Source organism: Ensifer sp. ENS07, assembly GCF_014852185.1.
GTDB classification, from domain to species: Bacteria; Pseudomonadota; Alphaproteobacteria; order Rhizobiales; family Rhizobiaceae; genus Ensifer; species Ensifer adhaerens.
In genome coordinates this window covers 1-21,668 of record NZ_JACVBE010000016.1, presented here as the reverse complement: position 1 = coordinate 21,668, position 21,668 = coordinate 1, and the positions used below count along the sequence as shown (strand labels likewise).

The window sequence follows — 21,668 nt, the reverse complement described above, 5'->3', positions numbered from 1 at the left end:
GCCCTCGCGCGCGGCTGTGATCAGTGATCATGGCACGGAGTTCACCTCGAACGCCATGCTGGCCTGGAGCGAAGAGAAAGGCGCCGCCTGGCACTTCATCGCTCCCGGCAAGCCCATGCAAACCGGCATCTGTGAAGCCTTTAATTCAAAGATGAGGGACGAACTCCTGAACGAGACACTGTTTTTCGGCCTCGATCACCGCACGGTCATCCGCACCGTCCTTATTGACGTCAATAAAGACAGTCAGTGCCACCGCAAGGGACGGCTATTGCGGCGGCCGCGTAAACAACTTCCGGAACAACGCTTCTGAATGCTCCAAACCTTCATCGGTGAGGATCAAAGACTTCGACTTGTTGACCGGGTCGCCGATCATGCCCTTCTTGTGAAGCCGATCCGTTGCTGCCCAGTCGAATCCCTTCCAGGCGCACCGCTCGTTATGCAGCGTCAGCCATAACAGCGCCAAAACGGCATCGTCGATCTTGTCCTCGTCGATCTCCATGAACCCACATTACCACGCGCGCCGGCCAAAATCCTGCGGCCCTGCTCGGATGGATACGATACGCTGCCCGTCCCGCCCATTGCAGCCGCAAACGGATGAGTGGCTGGGGTCACAGCAGGACAGCAGGTCGCCCCTGTGTGTGCGGATTAGACGCCAAAAGCCCGCTGGATTTCTCCAGGCGGGCTTTTTTTGATTTGGTTGCGGGGGCCTGATTGCACAGAGACTTGTACGACATGGCACCTCTTGAGCACGTAGTCCGCGCGCATTGCGGAAGACGCAACCTCTAGGAAGTACGACCTCCCCGCACACATCACAGCGTCAACGACGTAGTGTCGCTGGAAATCAACGCCTTCAGAATACCCTTTTGCGTATGCTCGCTGTGCTCCACCATGGCGGCTCGCGCAAGATCAGGATCGCGAAGACGTAGGACATCGACGATGTGTCGATGATCGGCGCTGGTTTCCGGATTGACGTCGCGACTGACGGCGCCGAGGTAGAAGAGACGCGTACACTCGTCGAGATGCGCTGCTACCAGCGCCAAGAGTCGGGGATTGTTCGCGCCCTCGGCGATTGCCAGATGGAAATCGCGGTTGGCCTTGACGAAGGACTGCACGCTCTCGCCCTGCTGCGGGTCATAGCGAGCATCCGCCAGAGCTTCGAGCCGGTCGAGGTCTGCGGCTGAAAGATTGAGAGCGGCCATTGCAGCGGCCGTGCCTTCGGTCATCGCACGGATCACAAAGAGATCGTTGATGTCCTTCACCGTCACGGGCGTTACCCGGTAGCCCCGCCTCGGAAAGGCTTCGATCAAACCTTCTGCAACCAATCGACCGAGCGCTTCCCGCACCGGCGTTTTGCTCATGGCAAGCTGTTCCGCAAGTTCGAGCTCCGAAAACTCGGCCCCCGGCCTCAAGGTGCCGGACAGGACCCGCGCACGCAGCGAAAGATAGGCTGTCTCCGTCAGAGATATCTTCTTCTGCCGGGCCGGCGAGGGACCACTTTCGACGCTGAGGCTCTGCAAGACGGAATTTCTCCAAGCTCGATTGGGGGGCTGTCTGCCAGCACCCGCTCGTGGATCACAAGGCTTCACGCGCCTTTATGTCTTCTCCTCCACTTTTTCCGACTCCGCAAGATTGCCAGCCTTTGACATGAGATATTTCGTAGTATACTACGATAAATATCACAGTTTGATGGCTTCGGAGAGCCATCTTGGAGGAACCGTGGCGCATATCTTGGTGATCAATCCGAACAGCTCGAAGGCCGTCACGCACTCGATGGAAGCGTGCCTGAGGCCCTTCACGGGCAACGGTCACGAGATCCTCTGCATTGAACTGGAAGGCGCGCCCGCTGGTATCGAGACAGATGCCCATGTGGCCGAAGTGGTGCCGCTGTTGGTTGAGGCTGTGCAGGCAGCAAAGGCAGACGTCGTGGTGATCGCTTGCTTTTCGGATCCCGGCATTTCGACCATACGCGCCGCCACGAATGTCCCGGTCATCGGCATTGCCGAAGCGGCCTATCTGACTGCACTCGGACTTGGCCGGGGTTTCGGGATCGTATCGATGGGGCCGTCTTCGATCGAGCGCCACAGGCGCTACCTTGAAGACCTTCAACTGGATGGCCGACTTGCAGGCGATCGGTCGATCAACATGACCGTTGCCGAACTCGTTGCCCAGGATGCGGTCGTGCCTGTCACACGTATTGCCTCGACGCTTCGCGATCAGGACGGCGCCGAGGCAGTCATCCTCGGTTGCGCCGGCCTTGGGATCTACCGGGAGGCTTTGCAAGCAGAGCTGGGCTTGCCCGTCATCGACCCGGTTCAGGCCGGTGTCGCCCTTGCCTGCATGCAGGCTGAACTCGGCTACCGCAGGAGGTCACTGTGAGCATCGATCTCGTCATTCGTGGGCGGATCGTTACGCCCCAGATGACCATTGCCAACGGCTGGGTCGCGGTCTCAGGCTCGATCATTCACGCAATCGGAGAAGGCCAGGCACCTGCGGCAGGCACCGTTCACGATGCTGGAGACGCTTTTGTCTTGCCGGGCATCGTCGACGGACAAACGCATGCGGGCAGCTATCTCGGCCTTCCCGGGATCGAGCCGACGACCCGATCCGCCATTGCGGGCGGGGTCACAACCATCGTCGATATGCCCTATGACAACCCGACCCCTCTGAGCACCAGAGAGCACCTGGACGCCAAGGTCGAAGCCGTCCAACGCTTCTCTCATTGCGATGTCGCGCTCTACGGCACGGTGATGCCCGGGCAATCCCTCGGCGACGTGCAATCGCTCGCCGATGGTGGCGTTGTCGCCTTCAAGATCTCCGCCTTCGAGAGCAGCCCCACCCGTTTTCCGAGGATCGATGCGGCACTCGCCCTCGACCTGCTGGAAGCGCTTGCGGTAACCGACCTGCCACTTGGATTGCACAATGAAGACCAGGAGATCGTCCGCTCACGGGTTTCGCGTGCAAGAACCGAAGGGCGAAACGGTATCAACGCGCATTCGCCAAGCCGGCCTGAAGTAGCAGAACTGGCATCGACCGTGCATTTTCTCGAACTTGCCGCCAGTGCGGGCGGCCATGCGCATATCGTGCACATCAGCACGCCGCGTGGGTTCACGCTGGTCGACATTTATGCGCAAGAGAGCTTCAGAGCGACCGGAGAACTGTGCGTCCACTATCTCTGGTTCGATCCCGAGCGCGACGGTGAAGAGCTCGGCGCGCGGATGAAGGTGAACCCACCCATTCGTCCTGGTCAAATCGACCGGCTCTGGCAGGAACTGGTCGAGGGCCGGATTGCCTTTGTCAGCTCCGATCATTCCAGCTGGCCGATCGACAACAAGTTCACCGACAGCATCTTCGATGCCGGTGCGGGCGTCCCCGGAATGGAGACGCTGCTGCCTGCCTTCTTTACCGTCGCAAAGGAGCGTGGCGTCGATGCAGCGCATTATTGTGCCGAATACCTCGCCGAACGCCCTGCCCGCTTCTTCGGCCTTTATCCGCGCAAGGGGGCTCTCGTCGCCGGTGCCGATGCCGACATCACGATCCTCGCCGAGGGCGACGATGTCTGGGACGCGAGCCGTGCCCACGATGGTCTCAACTGGAGCCCCTATGACGGACGGCGTTTCGCTGCACGGGTTGCCGCGACCTATCACGCAGGCAGGCTCGCCTATGACGGCCGCTCGGTCCTCAACACGCCCGGTAGCGGACGCTATCTGCGCCGCGGCGAAAGCACATGGTTTCCAAAGGATCTTATCACATGACTGAGGCACCCACGCGGCCCGACCACGGCATCGTCGAGAAGGCCATCACCTTCTTCTACTACGTCGACCTGCCCAAAGCGTTCGACTTCTACACAGAGGTGATGGGCTTCCCGCTCGAGATCGATCAGGGCTGGTCGAAGATCCTGAAGATTGCCGAGCATGCCTATGTCGGTCTCGTTGACGAGGCGCGTGGAATGCATCGCGCCAATCCCATCAAGCCCGTACAGCTTTGCATCCGCGTGCCGGATGTCGACGCTTGGCATCGCTATCTCTCGAGCCAGAACGCGATCGGGCTGACGGAACCAAAGGACAGCGTCTCTCTCGGAATTCGAGCGTTCGTGCTGGAAGACCCGGAAGGCTACCAGATCGAGGTGCAATCCGTACTTCGGTGAAAACGCGCATGCAAACGTGTCGGCATACCAAAAAAGGGGAACTAAAAATGCTGAATCTTCGCATGAAATCCGGACGTATCGCGGCCCTTGCCGCATTCGTCCTGTTGAGCTCGACGGCCCTCGGCGGCCTGGTCCATGCCAAGGAACTGACCGTCGGCCTGACGTCGGACGCCGTCAATCTCGACCCCCAGGCGGGCGAGGAGCTGTCCAGCAACATCCTCTTCTACCACATCTACGATCCTCTGGTGCGTCGCAATGCCGACCTGTCCTTCGGACCCGGCCTTGCAGAAAGCTGGGAGCTCAAGGACGACACGACCTGGGTGTTCAAGCTGCGCCACGGCGTCAAGTTCCACAACGGCGAAGAGCTCAAGGCGTCGGATGTTGTGTTCACTCTTGACCGTCTGAAGAAGTCGCTGATGGCCAATCTCGGCGCCAATATCGCTTCCTTCACTGCGGTCGATGACTACACGGTCGAGATCAAGACGCCCAAGCCCTACGCAGTCCTGCCAAACGATCTGGCGGCCGTCCTGATCCTCAGCGAGAAGTATGCCAAGGAGGTGGGCGACGAACAGCTGGACTTGAAGCCCGTTGGCACCGGCCCCTACAAGCTGGTCGAATGGATCAAGGAAGATCACATCACTCTTGCCGCCAATGCTGACTACTTCGCCGGCGCACCGAAGATCGAAGAGGTCACGTTCCGCCCGATCACCAACGGCGCCACCCGTACGGCAGCCCTGCTGACCGGCGAAGTCGATGTCATCCAGGATCTCAACGTCCGCGACGTCGACCGCGTCAAGGCGGATGACCGCTACAAGGTCATGACCAAGCCGAGCCTGCTCAACGTCGTGGTCTCGATCGACCATCGTGAGAAAAGTCCGACCATCGCGCTCGACAAGAACCCGATAATGGATCGTCGCGTCCGTGAAGCCATGGTCCGCGCGATCGACGTCAATGCGATCAACAAGATCATCATGAACGGCCTGTCGACACCGTCAGAGCAGTATGTCCCTACTTCCCACACGGGTTACGTCGACGGTGCAAGCTTCCGTGACATGTATCCCTTCGATCTCGAGAAGGCCGCAGCTCTGATGGCCGAGGCCGGCTATGCAGACGGCTTCACGGTGACCCTCGACACCACCAACAACCGCTATGTCAACGATCAGCAGATCGCTCAGGCGCTCGCTTCTATGCTCGGCAAGATCAAGATCGATCTCAAGCTCAACCTGATGCCGAAGTCCAACTTCTTCGGCTACATCCGGGTACCAAGCGACAAGTCCAGCATGATCATGAGTGGCTGGGACGTTCCATCCGGTGACGGCGGCTCGATGTACAGCGTGATGTTCTACTCGCGCGACAAGAAGGAAGGTTATGGCCAGGTCAACCGCGGATCCTATTCCAATCCGAAGGTGGACGAGCTGATCGACAAGGCCGATGCGACCTCCAAGCTCGAAGAGCGCGACGGCTATCTGCAGGAAGTCACCAAGATCCTGATGGAAGACATCCCGATGATTCCGATCCACTACGAGCAGGATCTCTATGCCGCAAAGACCAATGTCGAGATGACACCGCGCGCGGACAAGTTCCTCTGGGCCTACGAGATCGACGTCAAGGAATAAGCCTGCCCCGAACGAACGCGGGACTGTCGACCTTTAGGGAGACAGTCCCGAATTTCTCACTTCTTCATGACGGGACACTGCCTTGCTGGGTTACACGATCAAGCGGCTCCTGCAGATGGTGCTGGTACTCTTTTGCGTATCGGTCATCGTCTTCCTGATGATGAGCTTTACCGGCGATCCCGTCTTCATGGTGATCCCGATCGATTCCACCACCGCCGAGATCGAACAGGCCCGCCGTCTCCTGGGTCTCGATCGATCCCTGCTGAGCCAGTATTTCATCTTCCTCGGCAACATGCTGCAGGGCGATTTCGGGCGCTCCTATGTGTTCCGTCAGCCCGCCATGGACCTCATCCTGGAGCGTCTGCCGGCAACGATCGAGATGGTGCTCGTCGCAATCATGCTGGCGACCGTAATCGCCGTGCCGCTCGGCGTCTATGCCGGGGCAAATCCGAACAAGCCGGTGTCTCGCGGCATCATGGCAGGCTCGCTGCTCGGCATTTCCCTCCCCGGGTTCTGGGTGGGCATGATGCTGATCTTCTTCTTTTCCGTGCGCTACCAGCTTCTACCCTCCTCCGGACGCGGTGATACGGTGGAAATCCTAGGCCTGCGCATATCCATCTTCACGGCGGACGGATGGTCGCACATTATCCTGCCCTCCGTGACGCTGGCCCTTGCCACCCTTGCCATCATGCTGCGCATGACCCGTGCGGGCATGATGGAGGTGATGCGGCAGGACTACATGCGGTTTGCCCGTGCGAAGGGTGCGTCTCGTCAGAACATCCTGTTCAGGCATGGCCTAAAGAACGCTCTCATCCCGGTCGTTACGATCTTCGGCCTCCAGCTCGGCGATCTCATCGCCTTCGCAACGATCACCGAAACGATCTTCGCATGGCCAGGAACCGGCAAGCTGCTGATCGACTCCATTTACCGCGGCGACCGCCCCGTCATCGTCGTCTACCTGATGCTGACGGCGTTCATCTTCGTGGCCATCAATTTCATCGTCGACATCGTCTACACGCTGATCGACCCGCGCATTACCGTGAAGTGAGGATCGCATGACCGGGTTCTTCTCTTCGGAATTCTTCTTTCACTACCGCCGAAATCTACCGGCCGTCTTCGGAAGCGCACTGCTCGCCTTCTTCGCCCTGCTGGCGACATTGGGGCCGCTGCTTGTCGCCCAGGACCCTTACGATGTATCCCAGCTGGAACTGATGGACAGCTTCAAGCCGCCGGCATGGCTGGAGGGTGGTGACAGCAGGTATCTGCTCGGGACCGATGGCCAGGGCCGCGACGTGCTCGCATCCATCGTCTATGGCGCGCGGATTTCCGCCTTCATCGGCCTCGCCGCCATGATCTTCTCCTGCGTGATCGGGACGGCACTCGGGCTGATCTCCGGCTACTACGGCGGTATCGTCGACAGCATCATCATGCGCATCGCAGACATCCAGCTGTCATTTCCCTCGATGCTGATTGCGCTCTTCCTGATGTCGGCATTCGGGACAGGCATCGGCATGGTTCTGATCGCGCTCACCGCCGTCGGCTGGGTGGTTTACGCCCGCACTGTTCGCGGATCGACATTGAGCGAAATCCAGAAGGAATACATCCAGGCGGCCAAGGTGGCGGGGCTAGGAAACGGCGAGATCATCATACGTCACGTGCTGCCGAACGTCATGACGCCGCTCATCGTGGTTGGCACAATCCAGGTTGGCACCTTCATTCTGATCGAAGCTTCGCTGAGTTTCCTTGGTGTCGGCGTCCCCATCACCGAGCCCTCGCTGGGCCTGCTCGTCAAGGAGGGGTTCGATGTCCTGTTCTCGGGCATCTGGTGGACCTCTGCCTTTCCCGGGCTGTTCATCATGTTCCTCGTCTTCGGCATCAACCTGTTCGGTGACTTCCTGCGAGACGAACTCAATCCGCGGCTGAAATGACGAAGGAGACAGTGACCATGGGCGAAGCACTTCTCGAAGTCCGGGATCTGAAAACGCATTTCCATACATTCGGCGGCGTAGTTAGGGCCGTCGACGGCGTCAGCTTCGATGTCTGCCCGGGCGAGGTGGTCGGCCTCGTCGGCGAGTCCGGTGGCGGCAAATCTGTGATCGGCTTTTCCATTCTCGGCCTGATCGATCCCCCCGGTCGTATCGAGGCAGGCAGCATTGTTTTTGCCGGCGAAGACCTGACGCGCAAGAGCGAGGATCAAATGCGCGCGGTGCGCGGCGGCGAGATCGCCATGGTGTTTCAGGACCCCATGACGTCTCTCAATCCGGTCTACACGGTCGGGCGGCAGATGGACGAAATGCTGCGCCTGCATACCGATCTCGATCAGAATGCACGGCGTGCACGCTGCATCGAGATGCTCGAAGATGTCGGCATCTCGGAGGCCGCCAGCCGCCTAGACGCCTACCCGCACCAGTTCTCGGGCGGCATGCGCCAACGCGTCGTGATTGCCATCGCGCTCCTGGCCGGTTCCCGCCTGATCATCGCGGACGAACCGACCACGGCTCTCGATGTCACCGTCCAGGCCCAGATCCTCAAGCTCATGCGGCGCCAGATTGTCGAGCGCGGAGCGGCCATGATCCTCGTCACCCACGATCTCGCGGTTGTCTCCGAGATGGCAGACAGGGTGGTCGTGCTTTATTGCGGAAAGGTCGTAGAAAGGGGAGTCACGAGCGAGATCATCCGCTCCCCGGCCCATCCCTATACGCGCGGTCTCCTGGACAGCATCCCGAAGATCACCGATCGCCGGGAGCGCCTCAGCCAGATACCCGGCACGGTGCCAGACATCCGCACGCTCGGTGAGGGATGCAGTTTCAGGGACCGGTGTTTCAGGGCTCAGGCCATCTGCTCGGCAGAAACGCCGGCGCTCACCCCCGTGCGCGGCTCGCTCGATGCAGCCTGCCACTTCCCGCTGGAGGAGACGGCGCCATGACGACCCCCGTGCTCGATGTTAGAGGCTTGGTCAAAGCCTTCCCCGTGGGAGGTCTTTTCGATCGGCTGCAGTTCGGAAAGGGAGAACTTCTCGCTCCTCAGAAGCAGGTGCGGGCGGTCAACGGTATCGACCTGTCGATTGCACCCGGCGAGGTCATGGCCCTGGTGGGCGAATCCGGCTGCGGCAAGTCGACCGTGGCCAAGACCATCGCCCGGATCTACGAGCCGACCGCAGGCGAAATCCGGATCGACGGGGAAGACATTTCGCGGATGCAATTTCGCGAAATGCGCGCGATCCGCCGCAAACTACAAATGATCTTCCAGGACCCTTATGCCTCCCTCGACCCTCGGCAGCGGGTCAGGGACATCGTGATGGAGCCGAGACGCGCTCAGGCCGGGGGCAAGCTCAGCCGACGCGAACTCCATGACGAGGCGATCGCGCTGCTGGCAAAGGTCGGCCTCAATGCCGAACAGGCGGGACGCTACCCGCATCAGTTTTCCGGAGGTCAGCGGCAGCGGATCGGCATCGCACGCGCGTTGTCGGTCCGGCCAAAGATCATCATTGCCGACGAGCCTGTCTCAGCGCTCGACGTCTCGATCCAGGCGCAGATCCTCAACCTGATGATGGACCTGCGCGACGAGTTTGGCCTCTCCTATCTGTTCGTCTCGCATGACCTTTCGGTGGTTCACCACATCGCCGATCGCATCGGCGTCATGTATCTCGGCTTCATGGTGGAGACGGCCAGCCGCGACCAGTTGTTCAGCCAGCCGAAACATCCGTATACGCAGGTTCTGCTTTCGGCCGCGCCGACCATCGACAAGACGCTGGCGAAACCGAAGATCGAGATCGTCGGCGAAGTGCCAAGCGTACTGCGCCTGCCCTCCGGCTGCTGCTTCAGAACCCGCTGCCCCATTGCTTTCGATCGATGCGCGATCGAGCGTCCGGTTCTGACGCCCCAACCGGATGGCAGCGCCGTTGCATGCCACCTCCATGATCGCAATGATGCCGAAAGGAAAAGCCAGTGAGTTCACCCGTCGTCATTGTTCAACCGCGCCTTGCCCTCGAAGATCCGCATGACTGCACCGATGCGAATGACATGCTGGCCGTCTTCGACGCCCTGTTCGACGGACTAGTGCGCTATGGCAAGGATGATGGCTACGTGCCAGCACTGGCAAGCTCCTGGGATGTCACGCCGGATGCGCGAATTTGGACGTTCAGGCTGAGAAAAGGCTTGAGCTTTCACGATGGCACCCCCTGCGATGCGGCGGCCGTCTGCCAATCCCTGATACGCATGGCCCGTCCTGACAAAGGCTACACGCTCGGTGCGCTCGGGGTCTGGCACCAGTATCTTGGAGATGCGGAGATCGAGGCGGTCGATCCCCAAACAGTCGCCATCCGCCTGTCGAAGCCGATCGCCGATCTCCTCGATATCCTGGTTTATGGCTACGTGGTCGCTCCCTCAGCACTGGACCGCTACGAGGCGGGAGACACGTCGCAGCCGGTCGGTACAGGCCCCTATCGCCTGGTTTCCTGCGAACCCGGCCATGCCCTTCACCTCGAACGTTTCGGTGGCTGGCATGGCGAGCGACCAGCCAATGCCGAACTCATCTTTCGCCTGGAACCGAAAAGGGAGACGCGGCTGGGCATGCTGATCTCCGGCCAGGCGCAGGTGGCAAACAGCCTCGACTACGAAGCCTCCAAAGCGCTCGAAGAAACGGCCGAGCATACGCGGGTCACATCACTCGTGCCCGTCGCCGTCATCTATCTCTTCAATGCCTTTAGGGGACCCCTGACGGACAGCCGCGTTCGCCGCGCTCTCAATCTGGCGATTGACCGCCAGGCCCTGATTGATCGGGTGGTGAGCGGTGCAGCAAAGCCACTGACCGGCTTCGTCAGCCCCGTGCATTTCGGCAGCCTGCCATCAGAGGATCTGCGCCCTGATCTCGATCAGGCAAAAATGCTGCTTGCCGAGGCCGGCTTCAGCGAAGGCCTGACCATCGAGGTCGACTGCCCGACGCGCCTTCCCGATGAAGCCGAGGCACTGACGGCCGCTCTTGCCGAGCAGCTTGCCCCAATTGGTGTGACACTGAACGTACACCTCCACGCGGACCGCGAGGCCTACGCCCATGGTGTCCGCCTGAAGCAGGTGCGCGACATGTGCGTCTTCGATTCCAGCCCCTTGAGCACCTTCCGCATCCTCGCGGAAAAGATCGACCACAGAGCCCAAGGCTCCTGGTGGCTGGGCTTCCATAATGCCAAGGCCGAAGACATGCTCGACAAGGGCCGGGCAACGGTTGATCAGCATGAGCGTGCGGAGATCTTCGAGAATGCCTTCCACACGCTGCAAGTGGATCCTCCATGGCTCTATCTCTACAATCCGCTGAGGGTGACAGGCCTGTCCGGGTCCTGGCCGGACTGGCGCATGCGCCACGACTGCGTGCTCGACGTGACGCGGCTCCCTGACTTCCAGTCTGGGGAGAGAGCACCATGAGGCGCGTCGATCTGATCATTAGCGACGGAACCATCCTCACCATGGACGGCAGTCGCCGCGTCCTCGACAAGGGTGCGGTCGCTGTTCTTGCCGATCGCATCGTCGCGGTGGGGCACACGGACGAGATCGCCAGAGAATATCAGGCCGAGCGCCATATCGACGCCAGCGGCAAGGTGGTGATGCCCGGCATGATCGACGTCCATGCCCATGCCGGCCACGGTCTGATCAAGACCATGGGCATGGAGCAAGGCAATCACTGGGAAGAGATCTGCAACGCTGCCTATACCGTCGGCTCGACACCCGAATTCTGGTTTGCGGAGGCGCGGCTTGCCGCCCTCGAGCGCCTGCGCTTCGGCGTCACCACCGGCGTTTCGCTTCTTGGTGGCGGCGACACGATCATGCGGACGGATGACGTCGCCTATGGGAGCGCCCATTGCGAGGGCGTCGCGGCAGTCGGCACGCGCTCGGTCGTCGCCGTCGGACCGACACGCCCCCCGCATCCGCGAACCTATGCGTCCTGGCACGACGGCAAGGCGTCAGAACGACCGGTGACCTTCGAGGAACAGTTTGGCGTCAGTCGGAAACTGCTTGATCTGTGGCACGGGCGCGGACGCCTGAACATCGCCTTGCTCACCCCCGTCCTGCGTGACGAACACCAACGCGACATGTCAGCCGCAGACTACGAAGCCGCGGTCGCACAAACCAAGGCCGTGCGGGCGCTCTCACGCGAGGCGGGTGTGGTGTTCACGCAGGATGGTCATTGGAGGGGCTCCGTCTCCCGCGCCGAAAAGCTCGGCATCCTCGGACCGAACGCGCTTCTGTCCCACGCCATCGACATCACGCCAGAAGAGATCCGCATCATCGCCGATACCGGCACCCGCATCGCCCATAACCCCAGTGCCATCGCCTCCATCCTCGGCCGGTGCCCGGCGATCGAACTGATTGAGACTGGCGCTGTGGTCGCCATCGGCTCCGACGCAACCGCTCCCGACCGATCGGCGGACATGTTCCGGCACATGCAGCAATGCATGCACTATCACCGCGCCCATTTTCGCGATCCCTCGGTCCTGCCTCCAGGCAAGGCCCTTGAGATGGTGACGATCGATGCGGCGACCGCCCTGGGGCTAGACCGGGACCTCGGCTCCCTCGAAGTCGGCAAGAAGGCCGACATCGTGGTGGTCGATATGCAGCGCCCACACTTAGCGCCTTACCAGATGCCGATCTTCCGCCTGGCCTATTTCGCCAATGGGAACGACGTCGACACTGTCGTGATCGACGGGCAGATCCTGCTCGAAGGTGGCCGGCCTCTTCTGACGGACCTCGGTGAGGTCATCGCAGAAGCCGACAAGCAAGCCCGGTTGCTGATCGAGCGCATGGGCCTCGAAAAGATGATCGGCCAGCCCGAAGGCTTTTTTGGCCATGCAAGATATTCGAAACATCAAGGAGACAGCCAATGATGAGGCTGAATGAAGAGGCAAGAGGCGTCTACGTCATAGCACTCACCCCCTTCACGGAAACGGGTGATCTCGATCTGGAAAGCACGGACCGCATGGTGGATTTCTACCTCGAGCGCGGCGCGACGGGACTGACCGTGCTTGGGATGATGGGCGAAGCGCAAAAGCTGACCATCGAGGAATCGCAGACCTATGTCCGACGTATCCTACGCAGGGTCGATGGCCGCGTGCCGGTTGTGGCGGGCGTCTCTGCTGCAGGCTTTGCCCAGATGCAGGCTCTGACCTCGATGGTCATGGATGATGGCGCGGCTGGCGTGATGATCGCTCCCCCCTCGTCCCTGCGCAACGATCAGCAGATCGTCACCTACTACAAGCAGGCGGCGGAGTTCATCGGCGATACGCCTTTCGTGCTGCAGGATTTCCCTCTCGTCACGAGCGTCACCATCCCCGTCTCCGTGATCCAGACGATCATCGATCAGATCCCGACCTGTGTCTGCCTGAAACACGAGGACTGGCCCGGTCTTTCCAAGATTACCGCACTACGAACCGCTTCGGAGACTTCCGGCAAGAGGCGCATTTCGATCCTGTGCGGCAATGGCGGCATCTTCCTGCCCGAGGAGATGGCGCGCGGGGCAGACGGCGCCATGACAGGCTTTGCCTATCCGGAAATGATGCGCGACGTCGTCCACCATAACGAGCAGGGAAATCCGGAGCGCGCCCAGGACATCTTCGACGCCTATCTCCCGCTCGCCCGCTACGAACAGCAACCGGGCCTTGGCCTTTCCATCCGGAAATACATCATGGCGAAACGAGGTGCCATCGCCACGTCGGCACTGCGCAAACCGGGCGGAGCCCTCTCTCCCGCAGATATCAGCGAGATCGAGCGCCTCATAACGCGCCAGGACAGACGATTGAAGGAGCTCGGCTGATGGAACTCGGCTTGAAAAACAAAACCGCTCTCGTGCTGGGTGCAAGCCGCGGACTGGGTGCGGCGATCGCCCGCGGGCTCGCGGAAGAAGGGGTGACGGTCCATGCCGCCGCCCGCAACACCTCCGCCATCTGGGCTTGGGCTTCCGAACTCGCGCCAACGGCCGGTCCCGTCATCCCGCTGCAGCTTGATCTCTCCGACATCGACAGCGTGAATGGGGCAATTGCGTCTCTTGTTGCGGCAGGTGGTGTCGACATCCTCATCAACAATTCTGGCGGCCCGCCGCCGGCCGCAGCCATCGATGCGAAACGAACGGACTGGCTCAATCATTTCGAGACGATGGCCGCCAACATCTTTCATCTGACCACCAGTCTCCTTCCAAGCATGCGGGAAAAGCGCTGGGGTCGGATCATATCGATTGCCTCCTCAGGCGTAGAACAGCCGATCGCACGGCTGGCACTGTCGAACGGCATCCGCTCGGCCCTGATCGGCTGGTCGAAAACACTCGCTGCGGAAGTGGCAGCAGACGGCGTTACCGTGAACGTCCTTCTTCCGGGGCGCATTCACACACAAAGGGTGGACGAACTCGATGCAGCCGCAGCCAGCCGCTCAAGCAAGAGCGTCGAGGCGATCGCCGCCGAGTCCGCGGCCGGTATTCCGACAGGACGTTACGGTCGGCCGGAGGAATTCGCCGCCGTTGCCGTCTTCCTGGCCTCCGAGCCCGCGTCCTACGTAACGGGAAGCAAGATCCGGGTGGATGGCGGGGCGATAAGATCTGTGTGACGGTTTGCCAGGCAGACCCGGCTTACGGCTCCAGACCCGCGCAGCGCGCCGTATTGCGGATATGCGTTTCCATCTCGAGCTTCGCCCGTGCACCGTCATTGGCCCTGAGTGCCGCAATGATCTTGCGGTGTTCGCCGATCGATTCCCGCATGCGCTCCGGGTCGGTGATCGGGATCGGCTGACGTTGAGTCTCCGCCACCTGATCCCGCACCGTCTGGTACAGCGCCTTGAGCATGGCATTCGAGCAGGCGGAGACGATGGTGCCGTGAAACTCGAGATCCGCCTCGACATTGGCCAGAAGATCCTGGCTCGCCCAGCACTCTTCCATCGTCCGGGTCGCCTGCTCCATCTGGTCGAGCTGCAACTGGGTGAGACGCCCCGCGGCCAGCCGGGCGATCTCGCCTTCCAGCAGGATGCGCGTCTGGAAGACGTCGAACACCGAATGGCTGTCGGAATAGCGCCAGGGTGCCATGTGACCAGCTGCACCCGAGCTGGGCGCAGAAGGGCTCGCAACGAAGGTGCCCCGCCCAGCCTCGGTCTTCAAAAGCCCGAGCGTTTCCAATGTCAGCAACGCTTCCCGCAGAGAGGCCCGGCTGATACCGAATTTCTGGGAAAACTCCCGCTGGGATGGGATCTTCTCGCCCGGCTTCAGCTGTCCGGACTGGATCATACCCTGGATTTCGCGTGCCACGGACTGGGGAACGAGCGTCTTGTTGAACATGCAGTCCCTTTCCTGGCGGCGTGCTTCAACGCGCAATCTATTTTTTCCGCCATCCTCTTGCCAAGCACAAAGCAGCATGCTTGTTTGGCCTGACTGGTCTGACCAGTTAGACCAATGTAGATTGAGACATGTTCAAAAAACAAGGGGAACTCTCATGACACGTTCAACCGGACTTAAAGCATCCATCTTCGCGGGCCTGCTGGCCGCGTTCGGCACCTCCACTTATGCCGCCGACCTGACCGTCGGCGCCAATATCGGCAACGTACCTTGGGAATTCGAAGACGCCAGCGGCAAGGTGTCGGGCTTCGAGGTCGACCTCGTCAACGAGATTGCCAAGCGCCTCGGCAAGACAGTCGAGTTCGTCAACACGCCCTTCAACGGCCTTTTCCCGGCAGTCCAGTCCGGCCGCATCAACATGGCGATCTCCTCGATCACCATCACCGAAAAGCGCCTGGAATCGGTTACCTTCGCCCAGCCTTATTACGACAGCGACCAGTCGCTCACCGTGACGGCCGCCTCCGGCATCACGGGTCTGAAGGACATGGGCGACAAGGTCGTCGGCGTCGACACCGGGTCGACCGGCGACATGTGGGCCGACGCGCACAAGGCAGAATACAAGCTCGGTGAGATCCGCCGCTTCGAAGGCCTGCAGCCGGCCATGCTCGATCTCGTCGCTGGCCGCGTCGACGGCTACATTTCCGACATCCCTGCACTGCTCTACTACGTCAAGGACAAGCCGGAACTGAAGGTCGTCGAGCGCATCCCGACCGGCGAGAAATACTCGATCATGTTCAACAAGAACGATCCGCTCGCAACCGAAGTCAACGCCGTCATCAGCACACTGAAGCAGGAAGGCTTTATCGCCAAGCTGCACGAGACATGGTTCGGCGCCAAGGCCGAAGACACGACCTCGACGGTCGCCGTCCTCGACATGCCCAAGGGCAAGTAACGCTCGAAACGCGACCGGCGGGACAGTCTCGTTCCGCTGGCCTGCCATGGGAGCCGATGCGGCATGACACTCATCAATACCTTCTTCAACCTCGATGTCCTGGCTAACAGTCTTCCAGTCTTGCTGTGGGGGCTGCTGGTCACGCTCCAGATCGGCGTGACGAGCATTCTCGTCGGCCTTGCCGGCGGCCTTTTGCTCGCAGTTGCGCGCCTCTATGCACCGGCCTTCTTCAAGGTTCTGATCCGGATCTACATCGACATCTTCCGCTCGATCCCGCTTCTGGTGCTGCTGATCGTCGTCTACTACGCCCTGCCCTTCGTCGGCATTCGCCTCTCGCCTTTCCTTTCGGCGGTTACTGCCCTGTCTCTGGTGTCTGCTGCCTACACCGCCGAGATCTTCCGCGCCGGCATCGAGGCCATTCCGCACGGCCAGTTCGAGGCCTCCGCAGCGCTCGGTCTGTCGAACCGCCACACCATGATCGACGTGATCCTGCCCCAGGCGATCCGCATCGTCATTCCGCCGCTCACCAACAACTGCATTAACGTCATGAAGGATACGGCGCTCGCCTCCGTCGTCGCCATGCCGGATCTCCTCAAGCAGGCGACCCAGGCCCAGGCGCTCGCCGCCAATCCGACACCGCTGATCGGCGCGGCGCTCATCTATATCGCCCTGCTCTGGCCGATGGTCGCCGTCGTCTCGCGTCTCGAAAAACACTTCAGCCGGGGGAAGCGCTGATGACCGCAACGACCGCTCCTCTCATTTCTATCCGCGGGCTCACCAAGGCCTATGGCGCCTTCACCGTCCTGCACGGTATCGACCTCGACATCGCCGAAGGCGAAGTCGTCTGCGTCATCGGCCCGTCGGGCTCGGGCAAGTCCACGCTGATCCGCTGCATCAACCATCTCGAAGCTTTCGCGCCGGAAAGCCGGATCACCGTCGACGGCATCCGCGTCGAGCCCGGCCCGGCCCTCGCAAAGGTCCGCGCCGAAGTCGGCATGGTCTTCCAGTCCTTCAATCTCTTTCCGCACATGACCGTCTTGAAAAACGTCATGCTTGCTCCGATGCGGGTGCGCGGCACATCCGTGGCGGAAGCGGAACGTAAGGCCCGCGAACTGCTCGCCCGCGTCGGCATCTCCGAGCAAGCGGAGAAGTTCCCAGGTCAGCTCTCCGGCGGCCAGCAGCAGCGCGTGGCGATCGCCAGGGCGCTGGCCATGGAGCCGCGCGTCCTGCTCTTCGACGAGCCGACCTCGGCGCTTGATCCAGAAATGGTCGGCGAAGTGCTTGATGTCATGCGCAAGCTTGCCGGATCAGGCGTCACCATGGTCGTGGTCACCCATGAAATGGGCTTTGCCCGCCAGGTCGCTGACCGGGTGATCTTCATGGATGGCGGAAGGCTGATCGAAAGCGGCACCCCGGCAGACATCTTCGACGCCCCCAAGCATGAGCGGACGCGCGGTTTCCTCCGCGCAGTCCTCAACCATTAAACAAGAAAAAACATCGGAGGACACCCGCAATGGCAACACCTTCCACCAAGTCGCTCGATCTCGACTATGTGCGCAGCCAGTTCCCGGGCCTGGCCCGCGGCTGGACCTTCTTCGACAATGCGGGAGGCTCCCAGATCCTCAAAATTGCCGTCGAGCGGATCAACACCTTCCTCTATGAGAAGAACGTCCAGCTCGGCGGTTCCTACGAAGTCTCGCAGGCCGCGGCGGCAGCCCTCTACGAGGCGCGGACCGCCGCCATGCATCTCGTGCATGCACAGCGTCCGGAAGAGATCGTTTTCGGCAACTCGACCACCGCACTGCTGCAAAACCTCGCCCGCGCCATGCACAGCCAGCTGACGGCCGGCGACGAGATCATCATCACTGTATCGGATCACGAATCCAACATCGGTCCCTGGGACCGGTTGCAGGAACGCGGCGTCATCTTGAAGATCTGGCCGCTGAACAAGGAAACTTTGTCACTCGACCTCGCCGATCTCGCCCCCTTGATGAGCGAGCGCACGAAGCTCGTCTGTGTGACTCATTGCTCGAACATCCTCGGCTCCATCAATCCGATCCGCGAGATCGCCGATTTCGTCCATGCCCGTGGCGCCAAGATCTGCGTTGATGCCGTCGCCTATGCCCCGCACCGGGCGGTCGACGTGCAGGCCTTCGACGTCGACTATTACGTCTTCAGCCTCTACAAGACCTATGGTCCGCATTACGCGCTGATGTACGGCAAATACGACCTGCTGCTCGAGCTCGACACGCTCTACCACTACTTCTACGGCCGGGACAAAGTGCCGGGCAAACTGGAGCCGGGCAATCCCAATTACGAACTCGCCTATTCGACCTGTGGCATCGTCGACTATCTCGTTTCACTCGGCGAACAGGCCGGCGAAACCGGAACTGTCAGGCAGAAGATCGAAGCTGCCTATGGCGCGATCACCGCTCAGGAAGACGCGCTCACCGAGCGGCTTCTGACCTATCTTCGTTCGCGCAACGACTGCCGGATCATCGGGCAGTCGGCGAACCCCGACAGCCAACGTGTGCCCACCATTGCCTTCCGCTTCGATGGACGCGAGGCGGCAGACCTCTGCAAGGCCATGGACGCCGAGAAGATCGCCATGCGCTTTGGAGACTTCCACTCACGTCGGCTTGCTGAATATCTTGGACTGACCGACCATGGCGGCATGCTGCGTGTCTCGATGGTGCATTACAACACGATCGAGGAAGTCGATCGCTTCACCGCGGCCCTCGACACCATCCTCGCCGGTGAGGCGGGACTTGCCAAGGCAAGCTGAAAATCAACGAAAAGGACTGACTGATGCGCTTCGATACGGTGATCCGCAACGGAACGGTGGTAACGGCAAGCGACACATTTGTGAGCGATGTCGGCATCAGGGACGGCCGGATCGTGGCGCTGGCGGCAGAGCTGACGGAAGCCGATGAGGTCATCGACGCTTCCGGCCTCTTCGTGCTGCCCGGCGGCATCGACAGCCATGTGCATCTCGACCAGCCCTCGGGCGACGGGATCGTCATGGCGGATGACTTCGACAGCGGCACGCGGTCCGCGGCGATCGGGGGCAACAGCACGGTGCTCGCCTTCTGCATGCAGGAAAAGGGGCAGTCCCTGCGTGAAGCGTTGAAGATCTACCACGCCAAGGCCGACGGAAAATGCCATGTCGACGTTTCCTTCCACCTCGTGATCACTGATCCGATGGCGGAAGTGCTCGGCCAGGAACTGCCGGCTCTCGTCGAAGACGGCTACACCTCTCTCAAGGTCTTCATGACCTATGAGGGACTTCGCCTGCGGGACGACGAGATCCTGGCAACCCTCGATACCGCGCGTCGCACCGGCGCGCTGGTCATGGTCCATTGCGAAAACGAAGACGCCATCCGCTACCTGATCGGCCGGCATGAAGAAGAGGGGAAACTCGCGCCGAAATATCATGCCACGACCCGGCCGGTCGCGGCAGAACGCGAAGCAACGCATCGCGCCCTCTCGTTCGCCGAAATCGTCGATGTGCCGCTGGTTATCGTCCATGTCTCTAACCGCGAGGCGATGGAGGAAATCCGCCGCGCGCGCCAGCGTGGCCAGAAGATCGCCGGCGAGACCTGCCCGCAATATCTGATGCTGACGGCAGATGATCTCGACCTCGGAGGTCTGGATGGGGCGAAATATGTCTGCTCGCCGCCGCCGCGCGACAAGGCAAGCCAGGATGCGTGCTGGGAGGGGATCGAGCAGGGCGTCTTCGACCTCTTCTCCTCCGACCACTGCCCCTTCCGCTTCGACGATCCGGAAGGCAAGCTGAACGAGAAGGGCAAGCGCCATTTTCGCTGGATCCCGAACGGCATTCCGGGTGTGGCAACCCGCCTGCCGATCCTGTTTTCCGAAGGGGTGATGAAGGGCCGGATCGATATCAATCGCTTCGTCGCGGTTACATCGACCAACCACGCCAAGCTCTACGGGATGTATCCGCAGAAAGGTACAATCGCGATCGGCTCAGACGCCGACATCGCGCTCTGGGATCCGCAGGAGCGCGTGACCCTGACCAACCAGATCCTCCAACACGGCGCCGACTACACGCCCTATGAAGGACAGGAGATTCAGGGATGGCCGGTACGAGTGCTCGTCCGCGGCCAGACGATCATGGAGCGCGGCTCTGTCGTGGAGGCCAGCCAAGGACAGTATCAGAGCCGCAAGCGCTCGAACCTGATCGCGGACACCAAATCGGTCGCGTCAGTGAGGCCCTAGATTGACAGGCGGCGCCGCTCTCATGCCGCCCGCAAGAAAAACCTAAACCACGGCTTCCGCTTCAATCTCGACTTCATACTCGCCGACAAGCGCACCGGCCTCGATCAAGGTGTTCGCCGGCAAGGCCTCGGAGAAGAAGCGGCCATGGGCACGCGAGACAGGCTCCCACTGTGATGCATCCTTGAGATAGATGCGCGTGCGGACGACATCCTCCATCTTTCCGCCTAGCGCGGAGATGGATGCGGCGATCTTGTCGAGAATATAGGTCGCCTGCGCGCCCGGATCGCCGGGTGCCACACAACGGTTACTGCCGTGCGTCGCCGTCGTGCCCGATACCAGGATCCGGTCACCGACGCGCACGGCCCGGCTGTAACCGGCAAGCGGTTCCCAGATGCTGCCGGAGGAAACACGCAGGCGATCCTCGCGCCCCGGCACGGGAACTGCCTTGTAAACGGACGGGATCGCATCGAGGTGATGACTGAGGTCGCCGGATGCTGTCAGGAAGGGCGGCTTGCGATACTCATCGCCGCAATCGCCGGGAATGGGTGTGGCTTCGGCAAAGGCGTTGTCGAGCAGATCTCGATCACCCGCATCCAGTTCGAAGGTAAAGACCTTCAGGTTGTCGTCGCGATGCTCGTTTTCACCGAGCCGTGCCCCGATGATTGTCGCAGCAACGGCCGGATGTTCGAGAACCCAGCGGCTGGCCACGTTGGAGATCGAAACGCCATGCTTGCGGGCGATCGTGGATGCCGCCCGCAGTATACCCTGATAGACTCTCCATCCGCCGGCCGTATCGATGAAGCGTTTGTATTTTGAGCGGCTCCAGTCGGGGATCGATGCGGGCTCCGGCTGACCGAGCCACTTCTCCGACAGGAAGCCGCCGCAAAGCGTGCCATAGGCCAGAAGCTTAACGCCGCGCCCCCCTTACATCTGTCCGCTTAGCTTTGTTTGCGCTTGTTCCCTGCGGTTTAAACGCCAAAAAGCCCGCTGGATTTCTCCATGCGGGCTTTTTTTTTGATTTGGTTGCGGGGGCAGGATTTGAACCTGCGGCCTTCAGGTTATGAGCCTGACGAGCTACCGGGCTGCTCCACCCCGCGTCCAGCGCAAATCCCTGTGGGATTTGGCGCGGTAGCGTAAACCGCTTGGCGGTTTATGCTTTTTCCGGTCCGGGTTTTGCGAAGCAAAATCCCGTTGTGTGTTTCGATTTTACCTACGCAAAAAGGCCGCTTGGTGGCGGCCCTTGCGTTTCGGCTTGGCCGAGTTTTGTGTCGAGAAGATTTCCGGATTTTATCTTGCGCTTTGCAGACCTGGCAGCGACCTACTCTCCCGCGTCTTAAGACGAAGTACCATCGGCGCTGGGGCGTTTCACGGCCGTGTTCGGAATGGGAACGGGTGCAGCCACCCCGCCAGAACCACC

The 21,668-nt window shown here is 61.0% G+C and carries 20 protein-coding genes, 1 tRNA gene, 1 rRNA gene and 2 pseudogenes; 18 read left to right on the top strand and 6 right to left on the bottom strand.

Features of this window, described 5'->3' with window-relative positions; all coding sequences use genetic code 11:
* Window positions 1-16: 16 nt before the first annotated feature.
* Window positions 17-199: pseudogene (locus IB277_RS32015) on the top strand (transposase); the annotation flags it as partial.
* A 66-nt stretch (window positions 200-265) separates the two neighbouring features.
* Here the strand turns inward: IB277_RS32015 and IB277_RS32010 are convergent.
* Both IB277_RS32010 and IB277_RS32005 read right to left on the bottom strand, forming a co-directional pair.
* Window positions 266-499, bottom strand: coding sequence for a DUF6429 family protein (locus IB277_RS32010; protein WP_034798317.1), 234 nt, complete (start codon window positions 497-499; stop codon window positions 266-268).
* A gap of 310 nt (window positions 500-809) precedes the next feature.
* Window positions 810-1,517, bottom strand: coding sequence for a GntR family transcriptional regulator (locus IB277_RS32005; protein ID WP_112976832.1), 708 nt, complete (start codon window positions 1,515-1,517; stop codon window positions 810-812).
* 199 nt (window positions 1,518-1,716) lie between these two features.
* Between IB277_RS32005 and IB277_RS32000 the strand changes: the two genes are divergently transcribed.
* The 12 genes from IB277_RS32000 (at window position 1,717) to IB277_RS31945 (ending at window position 14,342) form a co-directional block, all read left to right on the top strand.
* The gene (locus tag IB277_RS32000; RefSeq protein WP_112976866.1) at window positions 1,717-2,376 is read left to right on the top strand and encodes an aspartate/glutamate racemase family protein; all 660 of its coding nucleotides are present in this window, start codon (window positions 1,717-1,719) and stop codon (window positions 2,374-2,376) included.
* On the top strand, window positions 2,373-3,752 hold the full coding sequence (locus IB277_RS31995) for a dihydroorotase family protein (protein ID WP_192372652.1): 1,380 nt from the start codon (window positions 2,373-2,375) through the stop codon (window positions 3,750-3,752). The genes IB277_RS32000 and IB277_RS31995 overlap by 4 nt, the downstream gene beginning before the upstream one ends.
* Window positions 3,749-4,144 (top strand): VOC family protein, encoded by a 396-nt coding sequence (locus tag IB277_RS31990; RefSeq protein ID WP_112976830.1) that lies wholly within the window; start codon window positions 3,749-3,751, stop codon window positions 4,142-4,144. Before IB277_RS31995 ends, IB277_RS31990 begins: the two co-directional genes overlap by 4 nt.
* A 47-nt stretch (window positions 4,145-4,191) precedes the next feature.
* Window positions 4,192-5,760 carry an ABC transporter substrate-binding protein gene (locus IB277_RS31985; RefSeq protein WP_192372650.1) on the top strand — a complete coding sequence of 523 codons (1,569 nt, stop codon included), beginning with the start codon at window positions 4,192-4,194 and terminating at the stop codon, window positions 5,758-5,760.
* 82 nt (window positions 5,761-5,842) lie between these two features.
* A complete protein-coding gene (locus tag IB277_RS31980) occupies window positions 5,843-6,808 on the top strand; it encodes an ABC transporter permease (RefSeq protein ID WP_102018850.1) in 966 nt (321 codons plus the stop codon).
* Between the two features lie 7 nt (window positions 6,809-6,815).
* The gene (locus IB277_RS31975; RefSeq protein WP_112976828.1) at window positions 6,816-7,688 is read left to right on the top strand and encodes an ABC transporter permease; all 873 of its coding nucleotides are present in this window, start codon (window positions 6,816-6,818) and stop codon (window positions 7,686-7,688) included.
* A 17-nt stretch (window positions 7,689-7,705) separates the two neighbouring features.
* The gene (locus IB277_RS31970) at window positions 7,706-8,686 is read left to right on the top strand and encodes an ABC transporter ATP-binding protein (protein WP_192372648.1); all 981 of its coding nucleotides are present in this window, start codon (window positions 7,706-7,708) and stop codon (window positions 8,684-8,686) included.
* Window positions 8,683-9,711: an ABC transporter ATP-binding protein gene (locus IB277_RS31965; protein WP_192372646.1), complete on the top strand. Its 1,029-nt coding sequence runs from the start codon at window positions 8,683-8,685 to the stop codon at window positions 9,709-9,711. Before IB277_RS31970 ends, IB277_RS31965 begins: the two co-directional genes overlap by 4 nt.
* Window positions 9,708-11,177 (top strand): ABC transporter substrate-binding protein, encoded by a 1,470-nt coding sequence (locus IB277_RS31960; protein WP_192372644.1) that lies wholly within the window; start codon window positions 9,708-9,710, stop codon window positions 11,175-11,177. The genes IB277_RS31965 and IB277_RS31960 overlap by 4 nt, the downstream gene beginning before the upstream one ends.
* Window positions 11,174-12,634, top strand: coding sequence for an amidohydrolase family protein (locus IB277_RS31955; protein ID WP_192372642.1), 1,461 nt, complete (start codon window positions 11,174-11,176; stop codon window positions 12,632-12,634). The genes IB277_RS31960 and IB277_RS31955 overlap by 4 nt, the downstream gene beginning before the upstream one ends.
* Window positions 12,631-13,560: a dihydrodipicolinate synthase family protein gene (locus tag IB277_RS31950; protein WP_192357879.1), complete on the top strand. Its 930-nt coding sequence runs from the start codon at window positions 12,631-12,633 to the stop codon at window positions 13,558-13,560. Before IB277_RS31955 ends, IB277_RS31950 begins: the two co-directional genes overlap by 4 nt.
* Window positions 13,560-14,342 (top strand): SDR family oxidoreductase, encoded by a 783-nt coding sequence (locus tag IB277_RS31945; RefSeq protein WP_192357876.1) that lies wholly within the window; start codon window positions 13,560-13,562, stop codon window positions 14,340-14,342. The genes IB277_RS31950 and IB277_RS31945 overlap by 1 nt, the downstream gene beginning before the upstream one ends.
* Before the next feature lie 22 nt (window positions 14,343-14,364).
* On the opposite strand, the gene IB277_RS31940 is transcribed toward IB277_RS31945, so the two are convergent.
* On the bottom strand, window positions 14,365-15,063 hold the full coding sequence (locus tag IB277_RS31940; protein ID WP_192357875.1) for a FadR/GntR family transcriptional regulator: 699 nt from the start codon (window positions 15,061-15,063) through the stop codon (window positions 14,365-14,367).
* Window positions 15,064-15,217: 154 nt separating this feature from the next.
* Here IB277_RS31940 and IB277_RS31935 point away from each other — a divergent pair, with 154 nt between their 5' ends.
* The 5 genes from IB277_RS31935 to hydA all read left to right on the top strand — a co-directional run bounded on the left by IB277_RS31935 (window position 15,218) and on the right by hydA (window position 20,251).
* Window positions 15,218-16,012: an ABC transporter substrate-binding protein gene (locus tag IB277_RS31935; RefSeq protein WP_113136137.1), complete on the top strand. Its 795-nt coding sequence runs from the start codon at window positions 15,218-15,220 to the stop codon at window positions 16,010-16,012.
* 63 nt (window positions 16,013-16,075) lie between these two features.
* The gene (locus IB277_RS31930; protein ID WP_112977375.1) at window positions 16,076-16,747 is read left to right on the top strand and encodes an amino acid ABC transporter permease; all 672 of its coding nucleotides are present in this window, start codon (window positions 16,076-16,078) and stop codon (window positions 16,745-16,747) included.
* Window positions 16,747-17,496 carry an amino acid ABC transporter ATP-binding protein gene (locus IB277_RS31925; RefSeq protein WP_192372640.1) on the top strand — a complete coding sequence of 250 codons (750 nt, stop codon included), beginning with the start codon at window positions 16,747-16,749 and terminating at the stop codon, window positions 17,494-17,496. The genes IB277_RS31930 and IB277_RS31925 overlap by 1 nt, the downstream gene beginning before the upstream one ends.
* A 29-nt stretch (window positions 17,497-17,525) precedes the next feature.
* Window positions 17,526-18,797, top strand: a complete 1,272-nt coding sequence (locus tag IB277_RS31920; protein ID WP_192357873.1) for a cysteine desulfurase-like protein — start codon at window positions 17,526-17,528, stop codon at window positions 18,795-18,797.
* A gap of 23 nt (window positions 18,798-18,820) precedes the next feature.
* Window positions 18,821-20,251 (top strand): dihydropyrimidinase, encoded by a 1,431-nt coding sequence (gene hydA, locus IB277_RS31915; protein WP_192357871.1) that lies wholly within the window; start codon window positions 18,821-18,823, stop codon window positions 20,249-20,251.
* Between the two features lie 42 nt (window positions 20,252-20,293).
* Here hydA and IB277_RS31910 read toward each other — a convergent pair.
* The 3 genes and pseudogenes from IB277_RS31910 to rrf all read right to left on the bottom strand — a co-directional run.
* Window positions 20,294-21,169 (bottom strand): annotated as a pseudogene (locus tag IB277_RS31910) (aldo/keto reductase); the annotation flags it as partial.
* Between the two features lie 102 nt (window positions 21,170-21,271).
* A tRNA-Met gene (locus IB277_RS31905) sits at window positions 21,272-21,348 on the bottom strand.
* Between the two features lie 208 nt (window positions 21,349-21,556).
* Window positions 21,557-21,668 (bottom strand): 5S ribosomal RNA (gene rrf, locus IB277_RS31900); the annotation flags it as partial.

Excerpts from the sequence above, each read along its gene's own strand:
- IB277_RS31920 (WP_192357873.1), top strand. The coding sequence starts at position 17,526 with ATGGCAACACCTTCCACCAAGTCGCTCGATCTCGACTATGTGCGCAGC.
- IB277_RS31945 (WP_192357876.1), top strand. The coding sequence starts at position 13,560 with ATGGAACTCGGCTTGAAAAACAAAACCGCTCTCGTGCTGGGTGCAAGC.
- IB277_RS31965 (WP_192372646.1), top strand. The coding sequence starts at position 8,683 with ATGACGACCCCCGTGCTCGATGTTAGAGGCTTGGTCAAAGCCTTCCCC.
- IB277_RS32010 (WP_034798317.1), bottom strand. The coding sequence starts at position 499 with ATGGAGATCGACGAGGACAAGATCGACGATGCCGTTTTGGCGCTGTTA.
- IB277_RS31970 (WP_192372648.1), top strand. The coding sequence starts at position 7,706 with ATGGGCGAAGCACTTCTCGAAGTCCGGGATCTGAAAACGCATTTCCAT.
- IB277_RS31955 (WP_192372642.1), top strand. The coding sequence starts at position 11,174 with ATGAGGCGCGTCGATCTGATCATTAGCGACGGAACCATCCTCACCATG.
- IB277_RS31930 (WP_112977375.1), top strand. The coding sequence starts at position 16,076 with ATGACACTCATCAATACCTTCTTCAACCTCGATGTCCTGGCTAACAGT.
- IB277_RS31925 (WP_192372640.1), top strand. The coding sequence starts at position 16,747 with ATGACCGCAACGACCGCTCCTCTCATTTCTATCCGCGGGCTCACCAAG.
- IB277_RS31990 (WP_112976830.1), top strand. The coding sequence starts at position 3,749 with ATGACTGAGGCACCCACGCGGCCCGACCACGGCATCGTCGAGAAGGCC.
- IB277_RS31950 (WP_192357879.1), top strand. The coding sequence starts at position 12,631 with ATGATGAGGCTGAATGAAGAGGCAAGAGGCGTCTACGTCATAGCACTC.
- IB277_RS31940 (WP_192357875.1), bottom strand. The coding sequence starts at position 15,063 with ATGTTCAACAAGACGCTCGTTCCCCAGTCCGTGGCACGCGAAATCCAG.
- IB277_RS31975 (WP_112976828.1), top strand. The coding sequence starts at position 6,816 with ATGACCGGGTTCTTCTCTTCGGAATTCTTCTTTCACTACCGCCGAAAT.
- IB277_RS31985 (WP_192372650.1), top strand. The coding sequence starts at position 4,192 with ATGCTGAATCTTCGCATGAAATCCGGACGTATCGCGGCCCTTGCCGCA.
- IB277_RS31935 (WP_113136137.1), top strand. The coding sequence starts at position 15,218 with ATGACACGTTCAACCGGACTTAAAGCATCCATCTTCGCGGGCCTGCTG.
- hydA (WP_192357871.1), top strand. The coding sequence starts at position 18,821 with ATGCGCTTCGATACGGTGATCCGCAACGGAACGGTGGTAACGGCAAGC.